We start from the raw sequence: 19,425 nt of genomic DNA, 5'->3' as shown, positions 1-19,425 counted from the left end.
ATTCTATTAGTTTGATGACAATCCTTCAATGCTGGCACAAGAAATTTTAGCACCTGGACATAAGCGCTCGTCTAAATAATGCTGCGGATCACTGCTTAATATGCGAATGACCTGAACATTTTGGGCATCAGATTGTTCTACTATCATTGACACCCCTTGATAGGTTACCGTTTGTTGTCTGCTAAAGGCATCCGGGTCATTTGGAAATATAAATTCCTGCGGCATCGTTGTATACAGAATCATTGAATCAGCCCCTCAGCTGCCGCTTTAGATTGGTCTATTAATTCATTTAACTTCTTCATCGCCTGCCCTAGTCCGCCAACCTCGTCAATCAAGCCATACTCTACAGCATCTGGACCAACGACATTTGTCCCGATATCACGAGTAAGATTTCCTTTAGCAAACATTAAATCCTTAAATTTCTCTTCAGTAATATTTGAGTGTTTCGTTACAAAATTGACAACCCTATCCTGCATTTTATCTAAATATTCGAAGGTTGCTGGTACTCCAATGACAAGACCAGTTAAACGAATTGGATGAATGGTCATCGTTGCTGTTTCAGCAATAAAGGAGTAATCACAAGAGACTGCTATCGGTACTCCTATTGAATGTCCTCCACCTAAGACAATCGAAACAGTTGGTTTTGAGAGTGTTGCCATCATTTCAGAAATGGCCAGTCCAGCCTCAACGTCTCCACCCACTGTATTTAATATTATCAATACTCCTTCTATTTTAGGATTTTGTTCAATCGCTACTAATTGAGGAATCAAGTGTTCATATTTTGTCGTTTTATTTTGTGGAGGCAGTGCTAAATGACCCTCTATTTGTCCGATAATTGTCAAACAATGGATTCTTGAGTCGGATGAAAGCTGAGGTACATTCGTTTGCCCTAGCTGCTGAATTTTTTCCATTAAAGAAGAAGGCTTATCCTCTTTTTGAGGTTCTTGCCCTTCTTGATTTCCCGATTCACTTTTTTCTATGTCCTTATTCATCATAAGTCTCCCTTCACGCATGATAACGTTAGTATTGACCTATGAAACAATTTCATTCTTAGATTGATGGAATAATATCCTATGGACATTGAAAAGCGGAAGCGCCTTGTTCAGGGGCGACAGGCATAAGACGAGCCGGCGAGAAGGTTGGTCTTTACCTTCTTGACGGATTGGCTTATGACCCCGAGCCCCTAGGCGCTGAAGCTAGACAAAAAGAAGCATTGGTTTATCCAATGCCTCTTTTACCTTCTTAAACTTCCATAATGATCGGAAGTATCATTGGTCTTCTTTTTGTTTTTTCAAACAAATACCTGTTTAACCCATCCCTTATATCTTGTTTAAGGCTTGACCATTCAAAAGAATCTTTAGAAATGTTCTTCTGCACAATATCTCGAACTAATTTTGTGGATTCATCCATTAACTTTTCGGATTCACGGACATAGACAAAACCACGTGAAATAATTTCTGGACCTGCAGCAATCCGCTTATCCTGCCTAGTTAATGTAACCACTACAATTAAAATACCATCTTGAGAAAGTAGTCTTCGATCTCGTAAAACGATATTTCCAACGTCGCCCACACCAATACCATCAATTAATACATTCCCCGAAGGAACTTTACCACTGATAGAAAACTTCCCATCCTTAAATTCTACCACATCACCACGGTCTGGGATAATGATGTTCTCATCCGGTACTTCACAATCAAGTGCTAGTTTCCGATGTGCCTTTAGCATTCTATATTCCCCATGCACTGGAATAAAGTACTTGGGCTTCATTAAGTTTATCATAAATTTTAATTCTTCTTGGCTGCCGTGGCTAGAAACATGAATCGTTCTTTTTCCTGAGATCACATTTGCTCCTGCTCTAAAAAGCATATCCACTGTTCTGGATATCAATAATTCACTTCCCCTAAGTGTTGAAGCAGCTATTAGAACCGTATCGCCAGGCTGAATATTTACATATTTTGCAGATTGCTTTGCCATTTTTTGAAGGGCTTCTATTGGCTCCCCTTGACTTCCCGTCATTAATACAACGATTTCCCTGTCTTCATAGTTATTTATTTCACTAACAGGGATAATTAGATCTTCGCTCACCTCTAAATAGCCTAAATCTAGTGCAATATGATAAATTCTTTCAAGACTTTTACCAACTACTGCTACTTTACGGCCATGATCCCTCGCCGCGTCAAAAATATGCTGAATTCTGTTAATGTCTGAAGCGAAGCATGCAGCTATCATTCTGCCGCGTGTATTATAGAATGCAGTGGATAACTCTCGCTCAACGATTGCTTCAGAGGTAGTGTATCCGGGCTTCTCTGCTTCCGTACTGTCTGAAAGTAAACATAGTACGCCTTTTTCTCCTAGAGCGGCCATTTTTCCTATTTCAGGTTTATAAAGCTTTGTTGCTGCTTGATCAAATTTGAAATCACCCGTATATACGATGCTGCCTTCTGAAGTATGGACGCATACACCAACTGAGTCTGGAATACTGTGATTTGTTCGAAAGAAGCTAACTTCGACAGAATCCATCTGAACAATCGTATCCGATGTTACTTCAATAAAATTAGTCTTCCCGCTATATTCCTGCTCCTTTAATTTAGCAGCTGCAAGAGCTAAGGTAAGTTTTGTTCCATAAACAGGTACGTCCATTTGACGTAGAAGATAGGAAAGGGCACCTATATGATCTTCATGACCATGTGTGAGGAATACTGCCTTCACTCTTTCCTTGTTTTCTGTTAAATAACTGATGTCTGGAATCACGATATCAATGCCAAGCATTTCATCCTCGGGGAACATTAAACCAGCATCAATGATATAGATGTCCTTGTCCACTTCGACAAGATACATATTTTTCCCGATTTCTCCAATACCACCAAGCGTAATAATCTTAATGGAACTATTTTTTCTATTTATCAATTTCCGTTTCCTCCTATGATGATTGTCTAGCTCTCTTTCACTAAAAAGTCTTCGACATTTCAAAATTGCCCGATCGAAATCAGTTATGATTATTATACTTGATATTTGAAAACCTTTACAACCAAATTTAGTTGTTTTACCCTTTGAAGGAAAATAAGTGAATTTTTATTGATTCCATGTAAAATGCCAACCGAGTTTTTTCGATTGGCATTTTGTAAAAATTATAATAGTAATTTAGTTAATGTTGACCTTTCTTGTTCAGTTAATGGAACAAGCGGTAATCTTACCGAGCCTACATCTAGTCCTTTAACTTGAAGTGCCGTTTTAACAGGTGCAGGACTTGGAGCCGCAAAAAGTCCCTGCATGAGTGGAAGGAGCTGTTGGTGCAGCTTTGCTGCTTTCACATTTTCTCCTTCTAAAAAGGCCTTTACCATCTCTTGCATTTCGTTCCCAATTACATGAGAGGCTACAGAGACAACCCCTACCCCTCCAATAGAAAGAACTGGAATGGCTATACCATCATCACCACTGTATAGATCAAAATCACTTTCAGTATTTGCAATAATGTGAGTCATTGCATTTAGATCCCCACTTGCTTCTTTAACAGCAACAATATTCGAAACCTTTGAAAGCCTTATAATGGTATCAGGATGAATATTTACTGATGCTCTTCCTGGGATATTATAAACCATTACAGGAAGAGAAGTAGCTTCAGCAACAGTCTTAAAGTGTTGATATAAACCTTCTTGATTCGGTTTATTATAATAGGGCGCCACTACCATAATACCATCCACCCCAAGCTGTTCGGCCTTTCTTGTCAGTTCAACTGAAGCATAGGTATTATTGCTGCCTGTTCCTGCAATTACCGGTATTCTTTTTTTAACTACCTTTACTACATGTGCAAATAAAGCTAACTTTTCTTCCTTTGATAGTGTAGGCGATTCACCAGTTGTACCTGCCACCACAAGGGAATCCGTACCATTTTCTATTAGATAATTTACTAATTGAGTGGTCTTCTGAAAATCAATATGCCCTTTTTTATCAAAAGGTGTAACCATGGCTGTTGAAACCCGCCCAAAATGAACCATTATACTACTCCTCTCAATTACGAAATCCAGTTTCGACAATGGCATTTATCCTTTCAAACTGCCATTTATCGTTTCCTTTACTATATTAGATATCCGTAAGTTTTGTTTCAAGTGTTTCTTCTTCCAGATGAAAGGCATCATGCAAGGCATTCACGGATTTTACCAAGTCGTCCTGTTTTACTAGGACCCAAATGGTCGTATGGCTATCAGCAGATTGAAGAATCCGAATTCCATTCTCAGAAAGAGCAGTAACAATTTTAGAAGTAACACCCGGTACTCCGGCAATCCCGGCTCCAACGACAGAGACCTTTGCACAATGGCGCTCTACCAATGGGTCATGACCTATTTCTTTTAAGACTTTTATTGCTTTTTCAGTCATTTCATCCGTAACCGTGTAAACAACACCATTTGGTGAAATATTGATGAAATCCACACTAATTTTTTCATTTGCCATTGCTTTAAATACTTCTGCTTGTAAATAGTATTGGTCTTTTTTTGCAAAAACTTTAATCTGGGTTACATTGGAAACATGCGCAATCCCCGTGACGGTTCTTTCTTTAATATCACTTCCTCGAGACTCTTTCGAAATAGCCGTTACCAATGTGCCTAAATTATCTGAGTACGTGGAGCGAATTCGAATGGGAACCTTTGACTGCATAGCTATTTCAACTGCTCTTGGATGTATCACCTTTGCTCCCTGATAGGCCATGTTACACAGTTCAGTATAGGTAACCACAGATAGGCGCCTAGCATTCTCAGCTATTCTTGGGTCAGCGGTCATGATGCCTTCTACGTCGGTGAAAATATCAATCCATTCGGCGTTTAGAGCAGCCCCTAAAGCAGCTGCTGAAGTATCACTGCCACCTCGTCCAATTGTTGTGATGTCACCGTTCTTTGCAGCACCTTGAAATCCAGCCACTACAACCACATCATTTTGTTCTAACTCTCTTATTAATCGATCGCATTTCATTTCTACAATCTTTGCTTGTGAATGATCGTTATTCGTTCGAAACCCTGCCTGCGCCCCTGTCAAAGCAATTGCATTTATGCCATTGTCTCTCAGCATATTGGCAAAAACAATACTAGAAATGATTTCACCACAGGATAAAAGCAGGTCATGTTCACGTTTCGAAACCTTACTTTGATTACCCCCAACTAATGAGAGCAGTGTATCTGTTGCATATGGATCACCCATTCTCCCCATCGCAGATACTACTACTACAACCTTATATCCATCCTTTATTGCTTTTTCGATATGTTTCTTTGCATGATCTCTTCCTGCTTCATCCCTGACAGATGTCCCGCCAAATTTTTGAACTATCATTTTCATAGACATAAAAACCTGCCTTTATCATAAAACCATTATTTTTTTTCTTTAATTAATCCAAGCTTTATTAAGCTTTCTGCAATTTGAACTGAATTCCAGGCAGCACCCTTTAATAAATTATCAGAAACAACCCACATATGGAAGCCGCGACTCTCATTTAAATCGTTACGAATTCGTCCTACAAACACATCATTACTTCCTACACAATTTGCAGGCATTGGATATACTTGATTCTCTGGGTCATCTTGTAAAACAACACCTGGTGCAGATTTTAATAATTCCTTTATTTCATTTGCACTGACGTTGTCTGCTTCAATTTCAAAATAAACAGATTCAGAGTGACCCACGGCGACAGGTAATCTAACACAAGTTGCGGCAACAGGCAGCTCTGGCAAATGCATAATCTTTTTTGTTTCATTAATCATTTTCATTTCTTCAAAAGTATAGCCGTTATCTTGAAACTTATCTATCTGTGGGATCGCATTAAAGGCAATCTGATAATGGTTCTTGTCACCCTTAACAGGTAAAATCTTAGGTTCTATTGTCTCACCATTAATAATAGCTTTTGTTTGATTCTGTAACTCCTCAATTGCAACGGCTCCTGCACCTGAAACTGCTTGATAGGTGGAAACAATCACTTTCTTTAGACCAAATTTTTGTCTAATTGGTTCTAAAGCTACGACCATTTGGATGGTTGAACAATTCGGATTTGCGATAATACCATTATGATTGTGCAAGTCATGTTCGTTAACTTCAGGCACAACTAGCGGAATTTCTTGATCCATTCTAAATGCACTTGTGTTATCAACTACGATTGCTCCGTGTTTTACAGCTTCTGGAGCAAGTTCTTTTGAAATACTGCCGCCAGCCGAGAATAAAGCAATATCGACTCCCGCAAAGCTTTCAGGCTTTGCTTCCTGAATCGTATGCTCGACACCGTCAATCGTAACTTTTTTACCGGCTGAACGAGCAGAAGATAGAAGCGTTAATTGTCCAATAGGGAATTTTTCTTTCACTAATGTTTGGATCATTTGTTGACCCACTGCTCCTGTTGCACCTACAACAGCCACATGATAACCTTTTGTTTGCTTCATATTCTAGTACCCCTCTCAATCTTTCATCTATAATTATTGGTCATTTCTGTTTCGATGGTTTAGAAATCAGAAAAGATTAATATAAATTCTCATCAGTGAGATGATTGGTCCCACTGATGATTGAATTATTAATATATTAACATATTCCTTAAAAGAAATAACCATATTTGACGAAAGGAGTGAGAATTAGTCTGTATCCCTATATCTTTCCACCAAGACAGGTTGAATTTGCCTGCCTTCAATTGCTGCTTCAACCGTCTCCATTAACATAGGCATTCTTGCTACCATCGAATTAGGCTTCTTTACCGGATCATCTTGACCATATGGGATAAAATATATATTTTTTGTTGCCATTAATCTCATTAAATTAACTCCATTTAATCCTAATGCATCATTTGTAGATATTCCGAGTACGACTGGTTTTAAATTTCTCAGTGTTGCTTTTGCAGCCATTAACACTGGACTATCATTCATTGCATTTGCAAATTTACTCATTGAAACACCAGTTAATGGGGCTATAACCATACAGTCTAAAGGAATTTTTGGACCTAATGGCTCTGCTTTCACAATTGAATCTATCGCTCTGTTACCAGTTAAGTCCTCAATTCTTTGAATCCAGTCCTCCCCTTTACCAAAACGGGTTTCTGTATTTTTGACTGTAAAACTAACGACTGGTAATACCTCAGCACCTGCTTGAACCAGTTTCTCTATTTCTGGAAATACAGCATCATACGTACAATGAGATCCTGTTAAACCAAAGCCTATTTTTTTCCCTTTTAAACTCATTTTATTATCCCCTTTCGCTTGCCTAAATCATCTTGAAGCAATTGGGCCAGAACATTCGCTAGTATTTGACCAGCTGTTTTTGGCGCGACAATACCAGGTAATCCTGGTGCAAGAAGTGCTTTTATACCTCTTTTTTCTGCATATCTAAAATCTGTTCCACCTGGTTTTGAAGCTAAATCAATAATCAAAGTATGAGCAGGCATTTTGGAAATAACGGATGCAGTTACAATTAATAACGGGATTGTATTGATTAAGATATCTGTATCCTTCACCTGCTGTTCTATTTCGTTTAAATGAAATGGTGTTAAACCCATTTCCGTAATTCTTGCTAGATGTTCAGTTTTCCTGGCACCAACCTTTATTTTTGCTCCAAGCGCATGGAACGTTCTTGCCACACTCATCCCAACTCTTCCTAGGCCTAGTACCGTAATATTTGAGCCATGAATTGTGAAATCAGTATGCTGGATGGCCATCATGATTGTTCCTTCTACAGTAGGAATAGAATTGTAAATAGCCACATCGTCCCTTTCAAAAAGCTGTACAAGTGGACGATTCGCTTCCTTCGTAATACCGTTTAAGAAAGTATTACTAATTCCGGAGTAAATGGTACAATGTTCTGGTGTGTTCAATAGCATTTCGGCTGTCAATATTACCTTTTCATTCGAAAAGATTGTTTCAACATGCCCCTCTAAATTTGTACCGGGTACCGGTAAGATTAAGGCATCCATATTTGAAAAATCGACTTCATCCAACTTTTCCTTAACAGCGCCTGTGAACGCGTGGTCAAGCTGCTCGAAGCCAATTAAAGATAATCTGGCATCTAACTCGGTTAACTTCCGGATAATTTCCAGCTGTCTTGCATCTCCACCGATCACGGCTATCTGCATCCCTGTCAGCATGAAATCATTCACCTTCTTTTCAAAAAATCCAAGCAGAAGTCTTTTTCTTCTTATCACTTCAACATCTTATGTAAGAGTGAATGAATCTGTGAGTTTCCCTTTACATAAAATAAAAAAGCCCAAGCAAAATTTTATTTGCTTGGGCTTTTTGACCTTTTGTTATTCTTCAACCTTTTCTTCTTCGTGTACATCAATAATAATCATATCAGTTCCAATCTTCTTTATATGCTGCCATGGTACCCTTATTTCCCCGCCTTGTTTTCTAAATCCAAACCACTTTACGGACGGAATCAGCAAAGCTTGTATTTGCCCGGTGCTCTCATTGATTTCCAGGTCTGTTTGACCAAGAACTCCCAAACGCTCTGCCTTTTTCACATCCACTATTTCTTTTCCACTTAATTCGCTTAACCTCATTATAATGAACTCCTCTCTCTTCACTCTTTACTATAAGTTTATCGATGGAAGTCCTAAATTAGACTAAGAAAAGTGGAAACCCCTAAGCTGCTTGCACTAGACACTAAAAGAAAAAACAGTTCTAGAGTGAACTGTTTTTCCTTTTATATTAGAGTATTGGGTAATTCCCCATTGGGACTAATTAATGAAACAGAGTATTTGTCTGTAAAAACAGATGTCGCCATCCCATCTACACTTTGTTTCGTAACTTGGTCAATTTGCTCAATAATTTCATCAAGAGATCGGTGACGCTTTAAGAGAAGTTCATTTTTACCGTTTCGGCTCATCCTGCTATTTGTACTCTCTAAGCCTAACATTAAACTTCCTTTTAACTGTTCTTTACTATTATTTAATTCTTTTTCTGTAATTCCATCTTGTTTTAATTTTTCAAGTGTTTCCTGAATCGTTTCGTATAACACATCAAGCTGCTTAGCCCCTGTCCCACCGTATACAGTCACAACTCCATTATCCTGATAAGCGGAATGATAAGAGAATACTGAATAGGCTAAGCCTCGCTGTTCACGAACTTCTTGGAACAATCTGCTGCTCATAGAGCCGCCTAATATATTATTTAAAATGATTAAGCTGTATACATCTTCATGTCCAATCTTTAATCCTTCAAATCCAAGACAAAGATGTGCTTGTTCTGTTTCTTTCTTTCGTGATAATCGGTTGGATTGGAAGACTGGAATATTCTCAAGTGTTGAACTATTTCCACCCTCATAGGAGCCAAAGTACTTTTCAACCGCTAGTATAAATTTATCTGAAACATTCCCTGCAATCGAGATTACAACATTTTCTGGTGTGTATCGATTATGGATATAATCCTTCAGGGTTTCACTTGTAAAGGTATTTAGGGTTTCTTCTGTCCCCAATATCGGATATCCAAGTGGATGATTTCCATAAATGGCCCGGCTGAGTAAATCATGGACAATATCATCTGGAGTATCATCATACATTTTTATTTCCTCAAGAACGACATTTCTTTCTTTATTTAATTCTTCCTCGACAAAGGTTGAATTAAAGAACATATCCGCTAAAACATCTAATGCGAATTGTGCATGTGTATCCAGTACTTTAGCATAGTAGCAAGTGTATTCTTTTGATGTAAAAGCATTCACCTGACCGCCAATACTATCAAATGATTCAGCTATTTCCTTCGCAGATCGAGTTTTCGTTCCTTTAAAAAACATATGCTCTAAAAAGTGCGAAATACCATTCGTTTGGGGATCTTCATTTCTTGAACCAGTGCCAATCCAGACTCCAATTGCCACAGATCTCACTGTTGGAATATTTTCTAATACAATTCTTACTCCATTTTTGCAAGAATATTTGTTAATCATCAAAATCCTCCTGTCTATAGAAAAGCGAAAAATTAGCTATTTTCCTTTATTATCTGGATACTCTGTTAAATTTATTTTATAATTCTTTCTTCACTCATTAAGTCACTCACCGTACCTATTTTTAAACCTTTTTCTTCAATAAGTGTTATTAGAGTGTCTAATGATTTTGCAGAAGATTCTGTTGGATGCATGAGTACCATTGATCCATTACTAATTTTAGAGGTCACACGATTGATTAGTTGGTCTGGCGATGGCTTTTGCCAATCAATGGTATCTACTGTCCACATAACTGTTTTCATTTTGAGTTCGGCTGCGATTGTAACGGTTTCATCCCGGTAACTGCCGCTGGGCGGTGCAAACCAAATGCTTTTTTTACCCGTTGCTGCTTCAATTACTTCATTTGTTTTGACTAATTGCTCCCTAGTCTGTGCTGCTGATATTCTTTTCATATCAGGATGTGTGTAGGAGTGATTCCCAACCTCATGACCAGCACTCACGATCATTTTTGCCAATTCAGGATTATTTTTCACCCATCTTCCCTCAAGGAAAAAACTTGCTTTCACTTGGTGCTTTTTAAGGGCAGCAAGCATTTCAGGCAAATATTCATTTCCCCAAGCTACATTGATTATGAAGCTGACCATTGGTTTATCAGGATGACCCCGATAAATGGGAGATGGAGTTAATTCGTTAAGATGTACGGTTGGTTCTGTTTGTATATATACTAATTTTTTTTCATTGAACGTGCCTATTTTCTTCATATTTCTATATGAAGCTTCAATATCGACAGTTATTCCATTATAGCCTGGAATCGCTTTCCATACTCTATCAATTTTAGCATTGGAAGGCGGTATTTCATATGTAGAAGCATTTTTTACAATACTTTGATATAGAGGATCTTCTTGCTTTCCAACAGTTAGCGCGTTTCCCTTAAGTGCAGCAACATATGTATCTACAAGAGGATTGTTAACAGAAACCCAGGCAGCTAGAAATAAGAAAGCAATCATACTCAACTTCTTCATTTACCTTCCCCCTTCATATTGAATATATGAATAATGGGGACAAGGTAGAACTAAAAGCGGAAGCGCCTAGACGCTCCTCAGAATAGCTAACGCTTTTCTTTCGTGCGAGGTAACGCTTCCAAAGCTTACTCTTTTGCAGCTAGATAGAACTAACATGGAAAAAGTCAGGGTTCCCCCTGACCTTTCTATTTCACTTTTAACGAGTATGGCTTATTGTTGTTTCTCTGCTTCAGCCTTTTCACGTTGTTCCTTTAATATTGCTTTACGTGATAAGTTCACACGACCTTGTTTATCAATTTCTGTAACTTTCACTAAAAATTCGTCACCAATTTTAATGACATCCTCCACTTTTCCAACTCGCTCTTCAGCCAATTCGGATATATGGACAAGTCCATCTTTTCCGGCAAATATTTCTACAAACGCACCAAATTTTTCAATACGTTTGACTTTGCCAAGATACATTTCGCCAACTACAACCTCACGAACGATATCTTCAATAATCTTCTTTGCTTTTTGATTCATTTCCTGATTTGTAGAGGCAATAAATACTGTTCCATCTTGTTCGATATCAATCTTAACACCAGTTTCCTCAATAATTTTATTGATTTGCTTACCGCTCGGCCCAATAACATCACGGATTTTATCTGGGTTAATTTTCATTGTTAAGATTTTTGGTGCAAATTGAGAAAGCTCGGTTCTAGGCTCAGCAATAGTTGCCAGCATAGATTCTAAGATATGCATTCTACCTTTTTTAGCCTGTTGCAATGCTTCTTCAAGGATTTCACGGGAAAGTCCTTTAATTTTAATATCCATTTGAAGGGCAGTTACTCCCTTAGCCGTTCCTGCAACTTTAAAATCCATATCGCCAAGGTGGTCTTCCATTCCTTGAATATCGGATAAAACAGTGTAATATTCACCTGAAGCTACAAGGCCCATTGCAATACCTGCAACTGGTGCTTTAATTGGAACACCTGCATCCATCATCGCTAATGTACTTGCACATATACTTGCTTGAGAAGTAGAACCATTTGATTCTAGAACTTCAGAAACAAGGCGAATCGTATATGGGAAGTCCTTTTCATTTGGTATTATTGGTTCTAATGCCCGCTCACCAAGAGCCCCGTGTCCTATTTCACGACGGCCTGGTCCACGGATTGGTCCAGTTTCACCAACGCTAAATAAAGGGAAGTTGTAATGGTGCATAAAACGCTTTTCTTCTTCGATACCCAAACCATCAAGAATTTGAACATCACCCATTGCACCTAAAGTACAAATACTTAAAGCCTGCGTTTGTCCACGTGTAAACAATCCTGAACCGTGAGTCCGTGGTAAAATACTGACTTGTGAAGATAATGGTCGTATTTCATCAATTTTTCTGCCATCAGGACGTACCTTTTCAACAGTAATTAAACGGCGGACTTCACCTTTAACAATCTTATCCAAAATTTGTTTTACTTGCTTCAGATCATCGTCTGTTGCCTCGTTCTCTTGGAACTTAGCCATAACTCGATTTTTAACTTCTTTAATGGCATCTTCACGTGCATGCTTTTCTTGAACCTGAATGGCAGTTACCATTTCAGCTTCGCACATTTCTCTAACTTCAGCTTCTAAATCTTTATCAAGTTCATAAAGAATAACTTCTCTTTTTTCCTTGCCAGCTTCAGCCATAATTTTTTCTTGGAATTCAATGAGACGTTTGATTTCTTCATGTCCATACATGATAGCTTCTAGCATTACTTCCTCAGAAACTTCATCTGCGCCAGCTTCAACCATGTTAATCGCATCTTTAGTACCTGCAACGGTTAAATGAATGTCACTTTTTTCAGCTTGTTCTACGGTTGGATTAATGACAAACTCTCCGCCAACTCTACCAACGATTACACCAGCAATTGGTCCCTCGAATGGAATGTCAGATGTACAAAGTGCTAAAGAAGATCCAAACATTGCTGCCATCTCTGACGAACAATCCTGATCCACACTCATGACAATACTGATAACTTGGACATCATTACGGAACCCATCAGCAAAAAGCGGACGAATTGGGCGGTCAATTAAGCGGCTAGCTAGAATAGCTTTTTCACTCGGACGGCCTTCCCGTTTAATAAAACCTCCAGGTATTTTCCCCACCGCATATAATCGTTCCTCATAGTTACATGTTAATGGAAAAAAGTCTAAGTTTTTTGGTTCTTTTGAAGCAGTAGCTGTACTTAAAACTGCGGTATCTCCATAACGGACCATCACGGCTCCATTTGCTTGTTTAGCTAGTTGTCCAATTTCAACGGTTAATTTGCGTCCAGCCCAATCCATGGAATACTCATGTTTCGTTTGTTCCATATCCTTACCCCTCTCTATCTAAATCACTTTAGAGGATAATGCGAAATAATATCGCTCTAATCATCTAATATAAAAAAAGCGTTTAACGCTTATGTTATCAATACAAATATACTAATAGTATGCACAATTTTTCCGCGACTTAAAATATGTATATAAGATTTTGTGTTGCTCTTATGATTTTTCTTTTTTTAACCTAACAAAAAAGCGGGAAAAATCCCGCTTCTTTTGATTATCGACGAAGTCCAAGCTTATTGATTAATACACGGTAACGTTGAACATCTTTATTACGTAGGTACGTTAAAAGATTACGACGCTTACCAACCATTTTCAACAGACCGCGACGTGAGTGGTGGTCCTTCTTATGAGTACGTAAGTGCTCATTCAAATTGTTGATTGATTCAGTAAGGACAGCGATTTGAACCTCTGCAGATCCAGTATCGGCTTCATGAGTTTTATACTCATTGATAAGTTCGTTTTTACGTTCTTGAGTGATTGCCATCCTATTCACCTCCTAAATTTACTATCCCCTGTTACTGAGCAAGCGTCGGTGACTCGACTTGCCAAGCAAAGGTTATTTTTAGTACGTTAATAAGAATACAACGTTTCACGTCAAAATGCAAGTTATAACCTAAGAAAAGGCTATTATTCGCAATTATTCGGTAAGTGTTTGTCGATTTTATTAAAATAATTAATAGCATTCTGTTTGTCTTTTTGGATTTGGGAGACTAGTTCTTCGATTCCGGAGAATTTTTGTTCTTTTCGCAGGTATTGATGCCATTCGACCGTTACTTGTTCACCATAAATATCTTTGTTAAAGTCAAACACATGGACTTCAACTGACACCTTTAAAGCTTCCTTATTAAAGGTTGGTTTATAGCCTACATTGCATACACCTTCGTACCAGTCTTCACCTATCTTGATTTTCACAGCGTAAACACCAAGCGGGGGTAAAATATATTCATCCTTTGTTTCAACATTTGCGGTTGGGAATCCAATCGTTCTGCCTCTTTTATCTCCATGGACAACTATACCTGCTGTCAAATAAAATCTTCCTAGTAATTCTGGCAGCTCTGCTGTTCTTCCATCTTTTATATATTGACGAATTCGCGTTGAACTAACCTTTTCATTTCCACTGGTGAATTTTTCAACAACCGTGAAAGTAAACTCTTCTCTTGAATGAAAAGGCAGTACCTCCATGGTGCCCTTTCCCATCCGACCGTATGAGAAATCAAATCCTGCAACCACATGCTTTACATTTAAATCAATTACATACTGATCGATAAATTCTTGTGGCAGCAGGTTAGCAAATTCTGTTGTAAAATGGACAATGAAAAGATAATCAATGCCTAATTCCTCAATGATTTTTATTTTCTCAGCTAAGGGTGTTATGTATTGAACATGCTTGTCATTTTTCCCTAGGACTACCGATGGGTGAGGGTCAAAGGTCATAACTGCAGAGTTTAGTCCTTTTTGATGTGCTTGTTTTTTCGCCTCAAGTATTACCTTTTGATGACCAAGATGAACACCGTCAAAATAACCAAGTGCCATGGATAATGGAGGTATCTCAGTTTTATCTATATTAAATGGGAATTTTAGCTTTATTACTTCCAATTGAAACTCACCTTTTCTTAACAGTAACCTTTTTAACCCTGATCATTACGCAAAACTTTAACTGGTTTTAAGAGCCCTGGCTTGTTCGGATGTTCCGAATAAATGGCAAGAGCATTCCCCTCTTCCGTTTGAGCGATAATAGGTCCGTTACTATTTATTAAATAATCTGGTATTGGTAAAAGTGCACCATTTTTCACTTTCTCTGCTACTTTATCATTTATTATGTATTTCGGCAAATGAGAAAGTGCCATTTCTAAAGGTCTTAAACAGGTTGAAATTGTACTTGTTTCCATTAACTTTTCTATTTGTTCAAACGTCAGGCAATCATCAATTGTAAATGCTGCTGATTGGACTCTAATTAAATTTGACATATGTGCCGGATATCCAAGACTTTCGCCAATCATTACGGCTAATGTCCTAATATAAGTTCCCTTACTGCAGCTTACTCTAAATCGAAAAGAAATGGTTTCCCCTGAAAACTCTTCTCTCTCATCAAGCAGCTCTATTGAATAAATGGTCACCTTTCTTGTAGGACGTTCCACTTCAATTCCTTTGCGAGCATATTCGTAAAGCCTTGTTCCATTCACTTTTACTGCAGAATACATTGGAGGCGTTTGCTCGATTTCACCAGTAAATGATTCAAGAACCTTAAGAATATCTTTCCTGCTGAAGGTATCAACAACCTTTTTCTCCTCAACCTTTTCTCCGGAAGCATCTTCGGTTGTAGTGGAATAACCAAGGGTTACTTCGCCTTCATAGCTCTTTCCGGCGTCAGTTATGTATTCAGCTACTTTAGTTGCTTTCCCTATACAGATAGGAAGCACTCCAGTTACATCTGGGTCAAGCGTTCCTGTATGACCTACTTTTTTTGTTTTTAATATTTTTCTTAATCTAAATACACAATCATGCGACGTTAGCCCAGCCGGTTTAAATAAAGGTATGATTCCTTCCACCCTTGGTCACTCCAATTCTATTTTGTTTCGAAAAAAAAGGATAGACATTTGTCTATCCATTTATTCTTCTTCATTTTTTTCCATGCTTCTTTCTTCATGGTGCAATTGGTGAATAAGAGAGTTAATTCGATTTCCGTAATCCATTGACTCATCCCATTCAAAAAGGATTTCAGGTGTTTTGCGCAAGCGAATACGATGTCCAATTTCGGTTCGGATAAATCCTTTCGCCTTTGCAAGACCTTTTAGTGTGTTTTCCTTTTGTTCCTCATCGCCCAAAACAGAAATATATACTTTTGCTTGTTGTAGATCTCCTGTTACTTGAACATCAGTAACCGTCACAAATCCGATCCGGGGATCTTTAATTTTTCGACCGATGATGTCACTTAGTTCTTTCTTCATTTGTTCTCCAACACGATTTGCTCTGTGGCTCATTACTTCACCTCTTAATTTAAAGCCATTCTATATCGGTGATTGTTCTTTCTATTTCAGGGAAAGAATCAATTAATTTAAGTGCATTTTGCAGCTCTAGTTCAGTCATTACCCGGTTGGATGTTACTGCAGCAATTGCTATTTTTGTTCTCTGCCACATATCCTGATAATCAACCTCTGAGACAGACACGTTAAATTTTTGTTTTAACCTTGTGAGAATACGCTGCAGTACAGCACGTTTCTCTTTTAGAGAATGAGCATCGTAGATGATACATTCACAAAGTGCTAAACCTACAATCATTTACGTTCAATTTCTTCCATTACGTATGCTTCAATAATATCTCCTTCTTTAACATCATTGAAGTTTTTAATGGTAATACCACATTCATAACCTTGTGCGACTTCTTTGGCATCATCTTTAAAACGTTTTAATGCATCGATATTTCCTTCAAAAATGACAACACCATTACGAATTAAACGAATTCCGCTATCACGAGTAATTTTCCCGTCTGTCACATAAGAACCTGCAATGGTTCCAACCTTTGAAACTTTAAAGGTTTGACGAATTTCTGCTTGACCAATTACTTTTTCTTTAAATTCAGGGTCAAGCATACCTTTCATAGCAGCTTCAATTTCTTCGATTACCTTGTAAATAATGCTGTGAAGTCGAACATCAACCTTTTCTTGCTCAGCTGCGCGCTTTGCATTTACATCAGGACGAACGTTAAAGCCAATCACAATCGCATTTGAAGCAGAGGCAAGAGTAATATCTGATTCATTAATGGCACCAGCACCACTATGAATAATTCTGATATTAACACCTTCAACGTCAATTTTTTGCAGTGAAGCGGCAACAGCTTCAGCGGAACCTTGAACGTCAGCTTTTAGAATGATATTTAAATCCTTCATCTCACCCTGCTTTAACTGTTCAAATAAATTATCAAGGCTGACAATTGATTTCTCACCACGCTGTGCTGCCAATGCTTGCTGTGCACGTGCTTCACCGACTTGACGAGCTGTTTTCTCATCGTCAAATACAACGAAACGGTCACCAGCTTGTGGAACATCACTTAACCCTGTGATTTCTACAGGTGTAGACGGTCCAGCCTCTTTCACACGGCGTCCTAGGTCATTTACCATTGCACGAACACGACCATATGTGTTTCCTACAACAATAGGGTCACCTATTTTTAGTGTACCATTCTGAACGAGCAAGGTAGCCACTGATCCACGGCCTTTATCTAATTGTGCTTCAATTACTGTTCCAACTGCTTTACGATTAGGGTTTGCTTTCCATTCTTCTACTTCACCAACAAGAAGAATCATTTCCAACAAATTATCGATTCCTTCTCCTGTTTTCGCGGATAGTGGAACAAAGATTGTATCTCCGCCCCAAGCTTCTGAAACTAAACCATGCTCGGTAAGCTCCTGCATAACACGATCGGCGTTAGCAGCTTCTTTATCCATTTTATTAACCGCAACGATAATTGGAACCTCGGCAGCCTTTGCATGGTTAATAGCTTCAACTGTTTGTGGCATTACACCATCATCAGCTGCTACCACAAGGATGGTGATATCCGTGATTTTCGCACCACGTGCACGCATCGTAGTAAAGGCAGCATGTCCCGGTGTATCAAGGAATGTTATCTTTTTACCATTTTCAACAACCTGGTAAGCACCTATATGCTGAGTAATTCCCCCTGCTTCACCTTCTGTTACCTTTGTATGACGAATGGAATCAAGCAAAGTGGTTTTACCATGGTCAACGTGACCCATAATCGTAACTACAGATGGTCTTTCTACAAGGTTTTCAGATTCATCTTCTGTAAAATAAACTTCAAGGTCAGTTGTATCGATTTTAATTTCCTCTTCAACCTCAACCCCGTATTCGCTCGCAATTAATTCAATCGCATCTTTATCTAATACCTGATTAATGGTCGCCATAACTCCCAGTAAAAACAGCTTCTTGATAATTTCAGAAGGTTCACGGTAGATTTTTTTTGCCAGTTCTCCAACAGTCAATGAATCGCTAAAAGTTATTTTAGCAGGAAGCTCTTTCACTTTCCTTACTTGTTGCTGTGTCTGTTGAACCGGTGTATGGTTCTTTTTCCGGTTGTTATTATTATTGCGATTTTGGTTATTATTATTAAAAGGTTTTTTATTCCCTTTTCCAGCGCTGAAAACTTTATTTTCCTTAGACTGGAATTGTTGATTTTGCTTTTTAGTGTCAGCCGTTTTTGGTGGAGAGGCCACTTTCACCTTGCTTGGTGTAGAAGTTTTTGCGTCGTCATCCTCAAAAGCTTTTGGACTTGTTTTACTTTGCACTTGTGGTTTAACTCCCTGCTGCTGTGGATTCTGATTCTGGCGATTTTGTTGTTGTGGTCTAGCTTGCTTTTGCCCAGGATTGCTTTGGTTTTTATTATAAGTTGCGTCTAGCTTTACAACTGCAGCATCCTCAATTGTTGCCATATGATTTGAAACTTCTATGTTCATTTCTTTCAATTTAGTGATTACATCTTTACTAGAAATATTGTGTTTCTTTGCATACTCATAAACACGTATTTTACTCATATTTTCACCCCCGCTAGAATTAATCGAGCAACGTCATCAGTTTTTTCGCAAATCCATTATCCAGTACAGCTACAACTACGCGGGCTTCTTTGCCAATCGCTTGGCCTAGAAGGTGGCGATCTTCCACTAGTTTATAGGGAACTTCGTATGACTTACATTTATCTGTAATTTTTTTTGTCGTATTTGCAGATGCATCTGCCGATAATAAAACGAGTTTTGCTTTTCCGCTGCGTATCTCCTTAACAGAAAGCTCCTCACCCGAAATGATTTTCCGTGCTCGATTGGCTAAGCCAAGTAACGACATCCATTGATTTGTATTCATATAGACTGCCTGTTTTCCTTTTCTATCAATTCCAATAGTTCTTCATATAATGATTCTTCGATAGTAACCTGTAAATGATTAGATAAGGTATTTTTCTTCTTGGCTAGTAGGACTGCTTCTTTGTCCTTAGAAAGATATGCACCTCTGCCCGACTTTTTCCCAGTTAAGTCGATAGATACTTCTCCTTCTTTAGAGCGAACGATGCGAACGAGTTCTTTTTTCGGCTTCATTTCACCGGTTGCGACACACTTACGCATAGGAACTTTTTTACGATTGTTCACGATCA

At 38.3% G+C, this 19,425-nt stretch carries 20 protein-coding genes; all 20 read right to left on the bottom strand.

The annotated features are described in order from the left end of the window. Nucleotides 1–6 precede the first annotated feature (6 nt). Nucleotides 7–243 (bottom strand): YlzJ-like family protein, encoded by a 237-nt coding sequence (locus ACY3XC_RS09190; RefSeq protein WP_464868255.1) that lies wholly within the window; start codon nucleotides 241–243, stop codon nucleotides 7–9. Further along, nucleotides 240–992: a ClpP family protease gene (locus ACY3XC_RS09185; protein WP_464868434.1), complete on the bottom strand. Its 753-nt coding sequence runs from the start codon at nucleotides 990–992 to the stop codon at nucleotides 240–242. The genes ACY3XC_RS09190 and ACY3XC_RS09185 overlap by 4 nt, the downstream gene beginning before the upstream one ends. Nucleotides 993–1,242: 250 nt before the next feature. Continuing rightward, nucleotides 1,243–2,910 carry a ribonuclease J gene (locus tag ACY3XC_RS09180; protein ID WP_464868254.1) on the bottom strand — a complete coding sequence of 556 codons (1,668 nt, stop codon included), beginning with the start codon at nucleotides 2,908–2,910 and terminating at the stop codon, nucleotides 1,243–1,245. 221 nt (nucleotides 2,911–3,131) lie between these two features. Next, nucleotides 3,132–3,998, bottom strand: a complete 867-nt coding sequence (dapA, locus tag ACY3XC_RS09175; RefSeq protein WP_179161195.1) for a 4-hydroxy-tetrahydrodipicolinate synthase — start codon at nucleotides 3,996–3,998, stop codon at nucleotides 3,132–3,134. An 85-nt stretch (nucleotides 3,999–4,083) separates the two neighbouring features. Continuing rightward, on the bottom strand, nucleotides 4,084–5,328 hold the full coding sequence (gene dapG / locus ACY3XC_RS09170; RefSeq protein ID WP_464868253.1) for an aspartate kinase: 1,245 nt from the start codon (nucleotides 5,326–5,328) through the stop codon (nucleotides 4,084–4,086). 32 nt (nucleotides 5,329–5,360) lie between these two features. Continuing rightward, the gene (gene asd / locus ACY3XC_RS09165; RefSeq protein ID WP_179161197.1) at nucleotides 5,361–6,419 is read right to left on the bottom strand and encodes an aspartate-semialdehyde dehydrogenase; all 1,059 of its coding nucleotides are present in this window, start codon (nucleotides 6,417–6,419) and stop codon (nucleotides 5,361–5,363) included. Between the two features lie 186 nt (nucleotides 6,420–6,605). Next, nucleotides 6,606–7,205: a dipicolinate synthase subunit B gene (gene dpaB / locus ACY3XC_RS09160; RefSeq protein ID WP_179161198.1), complete on the bottom strand. Its 600-nt coding sequence runs from the start codon at nucleotides 7,203–7,205 to the stop codon at nucleotides 6,606–6,608. Beyond that, nucleotides 7,202–8,104: a dipicolinic acid synthetase subunit A gene (dpaA, locus tag ACY3XC_RS09155; RefSeq protein ID WP_464868433.1), complete on the bottom strand. Its 903-nt coding sequence runs from the start codon at nucleotides 8,102–8,104 to the stop codon at nucleotides 7,202–7,204. The genes dpaB and dpaA overlap by 4 nt, the downstream gene beginning before the upstream one ends. Nucleotides 8,105–8,263: 159 nt before the next feature. After that, entirely contained in the window at nucleotides 8,264–8,518 is a 255-nt protein-coding gene (locus ACY3XC_RS09150; protein ID WP_133369404.1) for a YlmC/YmxH family sporulation protein, read from the bottom strand. Nucleotides 8,519–8,661: 143 nt separating this feature from the next. After that, nucleotides 8,662–9,900, bottom strand: coding sequence for a M16 family metallopeptidase (locus ACY3XC_RS09145; protein ID WP_464868252.1), 1,239 nt, complete (start codon nucleotides 9,898–9,900; stop codon nucleotides 8,662–8,664). A 71-nt stretch (nucleotides 9,901–9,971) separates the two neighbouring features. Further along, complete coding sequence (locus ACY3XC_RS09140; protein ID WP_464868251.1) at nucleotides 9,972–10,919, bottom strand: polysaccharide deacetylase family protein; 948 nt, start codon at nucleotides 10,917–10,919, stop codon at nucleotides 9,972–9,974. Nucleotides 10,920–11,129: 210 nt separating this feature from the next. Further along, nucleotides 11,130–13,253: a polyribonucleotide nucleotidyltransferase gene (pnp, locus tag ACY3XC_RS09135; protein ID WP_464868250.1), complete on the bottom strand. Its 2,124-nt coding sequence runs from the start codon at nucleotides 13,251–13,253 to the stop codon at nucleotides 11,130–11,132. 229 nt (nucleotides 13,254–13,482) lie between these two features. Beyond that, a complete protein-coding gene (rpsO, locus tag ACY3XC_RS09130; protein ID WP_179161203.1) occupies nucleotides 13,483–13,752 on the bottom strand; it encodes a 30S ribosomal protein S15 in 270 nt (89 codons plus the stop codon). A 143-nt stretch (nucleotides 13,753–13,895) separates the two neighbouring features. Next, entirely contained in the window at nucleotides 13,896–14,864 is a 969-nt protein-coding gene (ribF, locus tag ACY3XC_RS09125; RefSeq protein ID WP_464868249.1) for a bifunctional riboflavin kinase/FAD synthetase, read from the bottom strand. Between the two features lie 32 nt (nucleotides 14,865–14,896). Further along, complete coding sequence (gene truB / locus ACY3XC_RS09120; RefSeq protein ID WP_464868248.1) at nucleotides 14,897–15,817, bottom strand: tRNA pseudouridine(55) synthase TruB; 921 nt, start codon at nucleotides 15,815–15,817, stop codon at nucleotides 14,897–14,899. Between the two features lie 60 nt (nucleotides 15,818–15,877). Continuing rightward, nucleotides 15,878–16,249, bottom strand: coding sequence for a 30S ribosome-binding factor RbfA (rbfA, locus tag ACY3XC_RS09115; protein ID WP_179161206.1), 372 nt, complete (start codon nucleotides 16,247–16,249; stop codon nucleotides 15,878–15,880). 16 nt (nucleotides 16,250–16,265) lie between these two features. Next, the gene (locus ACY3XC_RS09110) at nucleotides 16,266–16,547 is read right to left on the bottom strand and encodes a DUF503 domain-containing protein (RefSeq protein ID WP_179161207.1); all 282 of its coding nucleotides are present in this window, start codon (nucleotides 16,545–16,547) and stop codon (nucleotides 16,266–16,268) included. Beyond that, nucleotides 16,544–18,817, bottom strand: coding sequence for a translation initiation factor IF-2 (gene infB, locus ACY3XC_RS09105; protein ID WP_464868247.1), 2,274 nt, complete (start codon nucleotides 18,815–18,817; stop codon nucleotides 16,544–16,546). The genes ACY3XC_RS09110 and infB overlap by 4 nt, the downstream gene beginning before the upstream one ends. 19 nt (nucleotides 18,818–18,836) lie before the next feature. Continuing rightward, on the bottom strand, nucleotides 18,837–19,139 hold the full coding sequence (locus ACY3XC_RS09100) for a YlxQ family RNA-binding protein (RefSeq protein ID WP_095247649.1): 303 nt from the start codon (nucleotides 19,137–19,139) through the stop codon (nucleotides 18,837–18,839). Then, a complete protein-coding gene (rnpM, locus tag ACY3XC_RS09095; RefSeq protein ID WP_179161209.1) occupies nucleotides 19,136–19,420 on the bottom strand; it encodes an RNase P modulator RnpM in 285 nt (94 codons plus the stop codon). The genes ACY3XC_RS09100 and rnpM overlap by 4 nt, the downstream gene beginning before the upstream one ends. Between the last annotated feature and the right edge of the window lie 5 nt (nucleotides 19,421–19,425).

Source organism: Bacillus sp. CZDM1, from assembly GCF_055502545.1.
The sequence above is the reverse complement of the archived record's forward strand: the minus strand, read 5'-3'. Positions and strand labels throughout refer to the sequence as shown.

Bases quoted from the DNA above. Each gene is read 5' to 3' on its own strand.
- ACY3XC_RS09190 (WP_464868255.1), bottom strand. From the start codon at position 243: ATGATTCTGTATACAACGATGCCGCAGGAATTTATATTTCCAAATGAC.
- ACY3XC_RS09185 (WP_464868434.1), bottom strand. From the start codon at position 992: ATGAATAAGGACATAGAAAAAAGTGAATCGGGAAATCAAGAAGGGCAA.
- dapA (WP_179161195.1), bottom strand. From the start codon at position 3,998: ATGGTTCATTTTGGGCGGGTTTCAACAGCCATGGTTACACCTTTTGAT.
- dapG (WP_464868253.1), bottom strand. From the start codon at position 5,328: ATGAAAATGATAGTTCAAAAATTTGGCGGGACATCTGTCAGGGATGAA.
- asd (WP_179161197.1), bottom strand. From the start codon at position 6,419: ATGAAGCAAACAAAAGGTTATCATGTGGCTGTTGTAGGTGCAACAGGA.
- dpaB (WP_179161198.1), bottom strand. From the start codon at position 7,205: ATGAGTTTAAAAGGGAAAAAAATAGGCTTTGGTTTAACAGGATCTCAT.
- dpaA (WP_464868433.1), bottom strand. From the start codon at position 8,104: ATGCTGACAGGGATGCAGATAGCCGTGATCGGTGGAGATGCAAGACAG.
- ACY3XC_RS09150 (WP_133369404.1), bottom strand. From the start codon at position 8,518: ATGAGGTTAAGCGAATTAAGTGGAAAAGAAATAGTGGATGTGAAAAAG.
- ACY3XC_RS09145 (WP_464868252.1), bottom strand. From the start codon at position 9,900: ATGATTAACAAATATTCTTGCAAAAATGGAGTAAGAATTGTATTAGAA.
- ACY3XC_RS09140 (WP_464868251.1), bottom strand. From the start codon at position 10,919: ATGAAGAAGTTGAGTATGATTGCTTTCTTATTTCTAGCTGCCTGGGTT.
- pnp (WP_464868250.1), bottom strand. From the start codon at position 13,253: ATGGAACAAACGAAACATGAGTATTCCATGGATTGGGCTGGACGCAAA.
- rpsO (WP_179161203.1), bottom strand. From the start codon at position 13,752: ATGGCAATCACTCAAGAACGTAAAAACGAACTTATCAATGAGTATAAA.
- rbfA (WP_179161206.1), bottom strand. From the start codon at position 16,249: ATGAGCCACAGAGCAAATCGTGTTGGAGAACAAATGAAGAAAGAACTA.
- ACY3XC_RS09110 (WP_179161207.1), bottom strand. From the start codon at position 16,547: ATGATTGTAGGTTTAGCACTTTGTGAATGTATCATCTACGATGCTCAT.
- infB (WP_464868247.1), bottom strand. From the start codon at position 18,817: ATGAGTAAAATACGTGTTTATGAGTATGCAAAGAAACACAATATTTCT.
- ACY3XC_RS09100 (WP_095247649.1), bottom strand. From the start codon at position 19,139: ATGAATACAAATCAATGGATGTCGTTACTTGGCTTAGCCAATCGAGCA.